The organism is Ferdinandcohnia salidurans, assembly GCF_042680725.1.
Lineage (GTDB): Bacteria > Bacillota > Bacilli > Bacillales > Bacillaceae_L > Ferdinandcohnia > Ferdinandcohnia salidurans.
The window spans coordinates 51,874-57,873 of the sequence record NZ_JBHUEK010000001.1 but is presented as its reverse complement, the minus strand read 5'-3'; the positions used below and the strand labels follow the sequence as shown (position 1 = coordinate 57,873).

Genomic DNA, 6,000 nt, shown 5'->3' with positions numbered 1-6,000 from the left:
TTTTAAAATACGGTAGAAGATCTGTTCAAATAAATCTGTATCCTTAAAACGACGTTCATAATTTTTACCGAAGGTAGAAAAGTGGGGAACATTCGTGTGAAATCCAAACCCCAAAAACCAACGGTAAGCTACATTCGTTTCAATTTCCTTGATTGTTTGCCTCATTGAACGTATGCCAAATACATACTGAATAAATGTCATTTTAATCAGCACAACTGGATCGATACTTGGTCGGCCTAAAGTTGAATAAAGGTTTTCAACCAATGGGTATATGAAGGAGAAATCAATAGCTGCTTCAAGCTTTCTCACAAGGTGTTCTTGCGGTACGATTTGATCTAGTGTAATCATTTCCAATTGTTCCCTATCTAAGTTATTATTTCTCGACATCATGTTCCCATCACCCCTAATTTTCTCTATAAATATTGTAAATTAAAAAAGACTGTAGGCAAACTCGAAATTTTTCGAGTTTGTCTACAGTCTGAGCTCATCCATTTGGATGAGCTTTTTTTATTTCGCTACTACAATGCGTCTTTTTCCACTTTCTTTTGCAGCATATAGCGCTTGGTCAGCTGCCTTTTTCAAAGAGTCTACGGTCGTTCCATGGTGTGGATACATCCCGACACCCGTACTGATCGAAACAATGATTTTTTCATTCTCGATGATGATTGGGTTTTCATTGTAATACTCATTTAAAATCGCATAAATTTCCTTTACACATGTGTCGCTGCTATTTTTAATAAGAATCATGAACTCATCTCCGGCATAACGATAACCCTCAAGCTTATCATTACATACCGTTTTCATTCCATCTGCTAGTACCTGTAAATATAAATCACCAGCGTCATGCCCAAAGCGGTCATTGACCTGTTTTAAATCATCAGAATCAATCATCATAACCGTTATTTCTTCGTTCTCATTTTTAATCAGTTGTGCCAAATCCTCATGGAAGGCACGGTGGTTTTTTAAACCTGTTAATTCGTCCGTACGAGACATCGTGTAAATTTTTTCATATAATCGGGCTGTTTCAATCGAGTTGATCACTTGCGCACCGATCATTTGCAAAAGTTCTTCATGCTCTTTCCGGTAAGCAAAGTCTTTAAAGCTCTGAGTTGAGATGACACCTTTGACCTGGTCATCAATGACAACAGGTACGAAAAGACAGGAGCTTGTGTCTGCGTCCCCTTCACCCATTTTCGTATCATATTCTATGTTCTGGTTTTGATGTTTGAGGTGGACGATTTCCCTTGTTTTGATGACCTTTGATGTGTAATTTTCGCCAAAGTCAACGATACTTGGAGGAGCTGGTTCGCCATTATCCATAATAAAGACTAAATGAATATGTTTGTCACCAGGATTATGCAATGCAATATAAAATGCATCTGTTGGCATAACACGTGAAACCATCTCATAAGACTTTTGGAGAAGGACGGATTCATTTAATGTTTTACTGCAGACTTGGGCAAAATCATGTAGGATTCGGTAATGCTTGTTCATCCAATGCATGTTTTCCATTTGTTCGTTTATTTCTTGAAGTTGAGTTAAAAGAGTACTGGTAATCTCTTGTTCTTCTTTTTCCTGACATGTTTGATTTAAAAAAGTTCGAACCTCGTCAGAAATCAGAGTCTTCTCAGAACCAATCTTCTCAATTAGTTCACTTAGTTTTTTTAATACGTTAAGATTCTGGATTGTTTTCTCCATGTAATCACTTCCAAATTTTTTTAGAGGATGTTCCAAAAGTCGTTTGAACAGTTCCAATTCCAAAAATCTAGTAATATAGTAGTAACATATTGATAAATTGGTATAAAAAAAAGACTAATCATATACCGATTAATCTACGTTCTTTCGATACGAGCTGTACTCGGTAACTGGCTGGCATGTCCACTTGGACTTTAGCCCCTATAGTTTTGCGTCTTCATCTTTCAATGAATTTGCCCTTATTTTATTCAATTAACTCGCTAAAGAAAGAGTATTTTAAATTGTACTATAATTATATTTCTATTTTCCTCTTTGGTCAATGAAATCGATATAATCTTTTACAAAAAATGTGAAATTTTTCCTAATCTGAATGTCCTATATACATCTAAGAAAATAGTCTTCCATACAATTCTAACTTGACAATTATAATTATTATTGTATTTTTTGCCGATTCGTGTATAATTATGCCGGATTACGTTAAGAATCTTATCTTTACTAATAGAAAGAAGGGGGTTGCTATGAACAGTATACCTATTATCCAATTTAAAAATGTCACAAAACAGTATGACAATGATCCAGCTGTTCTCGACAATGTTAGCTTTGAAATAGAAAGAGGAAAGTTTTATACCCTTCTCGGTCCTTCTGGTTGTGGAAAAACCACGATACTACGGTTGATCGCAGGATTTATTGAACCCTCAAGTGGTGAGGTTTATTTTAATGGTAAAAAAGTAAATACGACACCTGCCAATAAACGTCAAGTAAATACAGTGTTTCAGGATTACGCCCTATTTCCACATCTTAATGTATTTGAAAATATTGCTTTTGGGTTACGTATAAAGAAATTGAAGCAATCTGAAATAGATAAAAAGGTAAAAGAAGCTTTAAGCTTCGTCAATCTTGCAGGCTATGAAAATCGTGAAATTCAAGAAATGTCTGGTGGTCAGAGACAGCGTGTTGCGATTGCACGTGCAATTGTTAATGAACCTGAGATTATATTATTGGATGAGCCTTTATCCGCTCTTGATTTGAAGCTTCGTACCGAAATGCAATACGAGCTTCGTGACCTTCAGAAGCGTCTTGGTATTACTTTTATCTTCGTTACACACGACCAAGAGGAAGCTCTAGCCATGTCTGATGAGATATTTGTACTTAATGAAGGAAAAATTCAACAAAGCGGCACCCCTATTGATATATATGATGAGCCAATCAATCGTTTTGTTGCTGATTTTATCGGTGAATCTAATATCGTAAAAGGTAAAATGCATCGAGACTTTTTCGTTGAATTCGTCGGAAAGACTTTTGACTGTGTTGACCAAGGTTTTTCAGACAATGAATTAGTCGAAATTGTCATCCGTCCAGAAGACTTAGAAATAACTTCTGTTGAAAAAGGAAAACTACAAGTTGTAGTAGATTCCCAGTTATTTAGAGGGGTACACTATGAAATTTGCGGTTTGGACAAAGATGGAAACGAGTGGCTTGTGCATTCAACAAAGAAGGCGAATGTCGGCGAAGAAATTGGACTTTATTTTGACCCAGAGGCAATCCACGTTATGCGTCTTGGTGAAACAGAAGAAGAATATGATCGTCGCTTAGAGGCATATGTGGACGGGGAAAGCCATGGAAAATAAGGTAACCCGTAATCTTGTTTTTATTCCTTATGCTTTATGGATTCTCATATTTGTTATCGCTCCAGTTACACTTGTTCTCTATTATTCTTTTTTTGATATTGAGGGAAATTTATCTTTAGTAAACTATAAAACATTTTTCACACCCGTTTACTTAAAAATGACGCTAAGTTCTTTTTGGTATGCGTTCTTAATTACAGCTGTAACTCTGTTGGTTGCATATCCCACAGCATATTTAATTACAAGAACCAAGCATAAACATCTTTGGTTATTATTAATCATTGCTCCGTCTTGGATTAATCTACTATTAAAAGCCTATGCTTTTATCGGGATTTTTGGAACGTATGGAACAGCGAACGCTATTCTTGAAGTGTTCGGTATTGGCTCTAAACAATTATTATTTACGGATTTTAGCTTTGTGTTTGTATCGGTTTATATTTTTATTCCGTTTATGATTTTACCAATCTTCAACTCACTAAATGAATTGAACCCTAGTCTGCTAGATGCTTCTCGGGACCTTGGGGCATCTAAATGGACTACGTTTCGTTGTGTGATTTTCCCGCTTACGATTCAAGGGGTAAAATCAGGCTGTCAGGTAGTATTTATTCCTGCTCTATCATTATTCATGCTAACACGACTAATTGCAGGAAACAAAGTGATTACACTCGGTACTGCTATTGAACAGCAGTTTCTTGTCACTCAGGATTGGGGCATGGGTTCAACAATAGCTGTATTCCTGATTATTTTTATGGTATTAATTATGGTCGCAACTGGAAACCGCAAGAAACGAGGTGCTAAAAATGAGAGATAAACTGGCTATTTCTTCTAAGGCGTATCTATTTATTATTTTCTTCATTTTATATGCACCGATTTTCTATCTCGTGTATTACTCATTCAATAGTGGTGGCACGATGAGCAATTTTGAGGGTTTTACCTTGGATTGGTATAAGGAGCTATTCGGGGATACTAGACTTCTCATCATCGTGTTAAATACATTTGTGATTGCCTTGCTCTCAGCTCTTGTTTCAACCATTATTGGTGTGCTAGGAGCCATTTGGATCCATTCTATTAAACAAAGTCGAACTCAAAATACATTACTATCATTAAATAACGTCTTGATTGTAAGTCCTGATGTCATTATCGGTGCTTCCTTTTTGATTTTATTAACAATGGCTGGAATTAAATTAGGCTTTTATTCTGTGTTACTTTCACATATTGCCTTCAGTATTCCAATCGTTGTACTTATGGTATTGCCAAAACTAAAAGAGATGAGTCCTTCTCTAATAGATGCAGCGAAAGATCTCGGAGCAAGCCAATGGCAGGTTCTAACAAAGGTGATTATCCCTTACATCACACCTGGAATCTTTGCTGGATTTTTCATGGCCCTTACGTATTCCTTCGATGATTTCGCTGTTACATTTTTCGTAACAGGAAACGGGTTCTCAACGCTATCTGTTGAAATCTATTCCCTTGCACGACGCGGAATCTCGTTAAATATTAATGCATTGTCAACTCTTCTGTTTATCTTTACAATGCTGCTTGTTGTCGGGTATTACTTTATCGCACAACGAGGAAACACACGTGGATTGGGGGTTCGAAAATGACGAAACTCATCCGTGCCTTTATCGCAATTGCACTTGTATCAGGTGGGTTACTCTACCTTATCCACCATTTAAATTCATCTCAGGGTCTCGCTGGTGGGAACACCTTAACGGTTTATAACTGGGGCGACTATATCGACGAAGAACTGATCGTTCGTTTTGAAGAAGAAACTGGAATCAAAGTTATTTATGAAACCTTCGACTCTAATGAAGCGATGATGACAAAAATCGAACAAGGTGGAACCACCTACGATATCGCAGTTCCATCTGAATATATGATTGATAAAATGCGCCAAGAGGACCTACTCATCCCTCTTGACCATTCTAAACTATCAAATTTAAAAAACATTGATGAACGGTTCATGGATCTTCCTTTTGATCCAGGTAATCAATACTCTGTCCCCTATTTCTGGGGAACAGTTGGCATTGTCTATAACCCAACCATGCTTGATGGAAAAGAATTTACAAGCTGGAACGATCTCTGGGACCCTTCCCTAAAAAATGAAATTATCTTGGTTGATGGTGCTAGAGAAATCATTGGAATGGGACTTAACTCTCTTGGTTATTCATTGAATGATACCAATCTTGACCACTTAATCGAAGCAAAGGAAAAACTGATGAAGCTTACACCTAATGTAAAAGCCATAGTTGGTGACGAGGGAAAAGTGCTGATTCAAAATCGCGAGGCTGCAATTGGAATTGTTTGGTCTGGTGATGCTGCCGATATTATGTGGGAAAATGAGGATTTAAACTATGTGGTGCCAAGTGAAGGCTCTAACCTCTGGTTTGATAATATGGTCATTCCGAAGACAGCCAAAAATATTGATGGCGCACATCAGTTTATTAATTTTATGCTGGATGCGGAAGTAGCTGCTCAAAACACAGAATACGTCAGCTACTCCACTCCAAACAAAGAGGCACTACAATATATGCCTGAAGATATGGTTTCAGATGAGCGTTTCTATCCATCTCCGGAGCTAACCGAAAAGCTTGAAGTTTATGAAAACCTTGGGAAAAAGAATCTCGCCATCTATAACCAGCTTTTCCTAGAATTTAAGATGGGACAGAACTAACTAGAT

At 37.0% G+C, this 6,000-nt stretch carries 6 protein-coding genes and 1 riboswitch; of the genes, 4 read left to right on the top strand and 2 right to left on the bottom strand.

Annotation, left to right across the window (positions count from 1 at the left end; all coding sequences use genetic code 11):
- A partial coding sequence (locus ACFSFW_RS00280) for a transposase (protein WP_388034376.1) occupies positions 1-390 on the bottom strand: 390 nt, incomplete at its 3' end.
- A gap of 117 nt (positions 391-507) precedes the next feature.
- Positions 508-1,698 (bottom strand): sensor domain-containing diguanylate cyclase, encoded by a 1,191-nt coding sequence (locus tag ACFSFW_RS00275; protein WP_388034374.1) that lies wholly within the window; start codon positions 1,696-1,698, stop codon positions 508-510.
- Between the two features lie 159 nt (positions 1,699-1,857).
- Positions 1,858-1,943, bottom strand: a riboswitch (cyclic di-GMP riboswitch).
- Between the two features lie 270 nt (positions 1,944-2,213).
- Between ACFSFW_RS00275 and ACFSFW_RS00270 the strand changes: the two genes are divergently transcribed.
- The 4 genes from ACFSFW_RS00270 to ACFSFW_RS00255 are packed head-to-tail and all read left to right on the top strand — an operon-like array spanning position 2,214 to position 5,994.
- Positions 2,214-3,323, top strand: a complete 1,110-nt coding sequence (locus tag ACFSFW_RS00270) for an ABC transporter ATP-binding protein (RefSeq protein ID WP_388034372.1) — start codon at positions 2,214-2,216, stop codon at positions 3,321-3,323.
- Entirely contained in the window at positions 3,313-4,131 is an 819-nt protein-coding gene (locus tag ACFSFW_RS00265) for an ABC transporter permease (RefSeq protein WP_388034370.1), read from the top strand. Before ACFSFW_RS00270 ends, ACFSFW_RS00265 begins: the two co-directional genes overlap by 11 nt.
- Positions 4,121-4,924 carry an ABC transporter permease gene (locus ACFSFW_RS00260; protein WP_388034368.1) on the top strand — a complete coding sequence of 268 codons (804 nt, stop codon included), beginning with the start codon at positions 4,121-4,123 and terminating at the stop codon, positions 4,922-4,924. Before ACFSFW_RS00265 ends, ACFSFW_RS00260 begins: the two co-directional genes overlap by 11 nt.
- The gene (locus ACFSFW_RS00255) at positions 4,921-5,994 is read left to right on the top strand and encodes an ABC transporter substrate-binding protein (RefSeq protein ID WP_388034366.1); all 1,074 of its coding nucleotides are present in this window, start codon (positions 4,921-4,923) and stop codon (positions 5,992-5,994) included. Before ACFSFW_RS00260 ends, ACFSFW_RS00255 begins: the two co-directional genes overlap by 4 nt.
- The last annotated feature ends 6 nt before the right edge of the window (positions 5,995-6,000 follow it).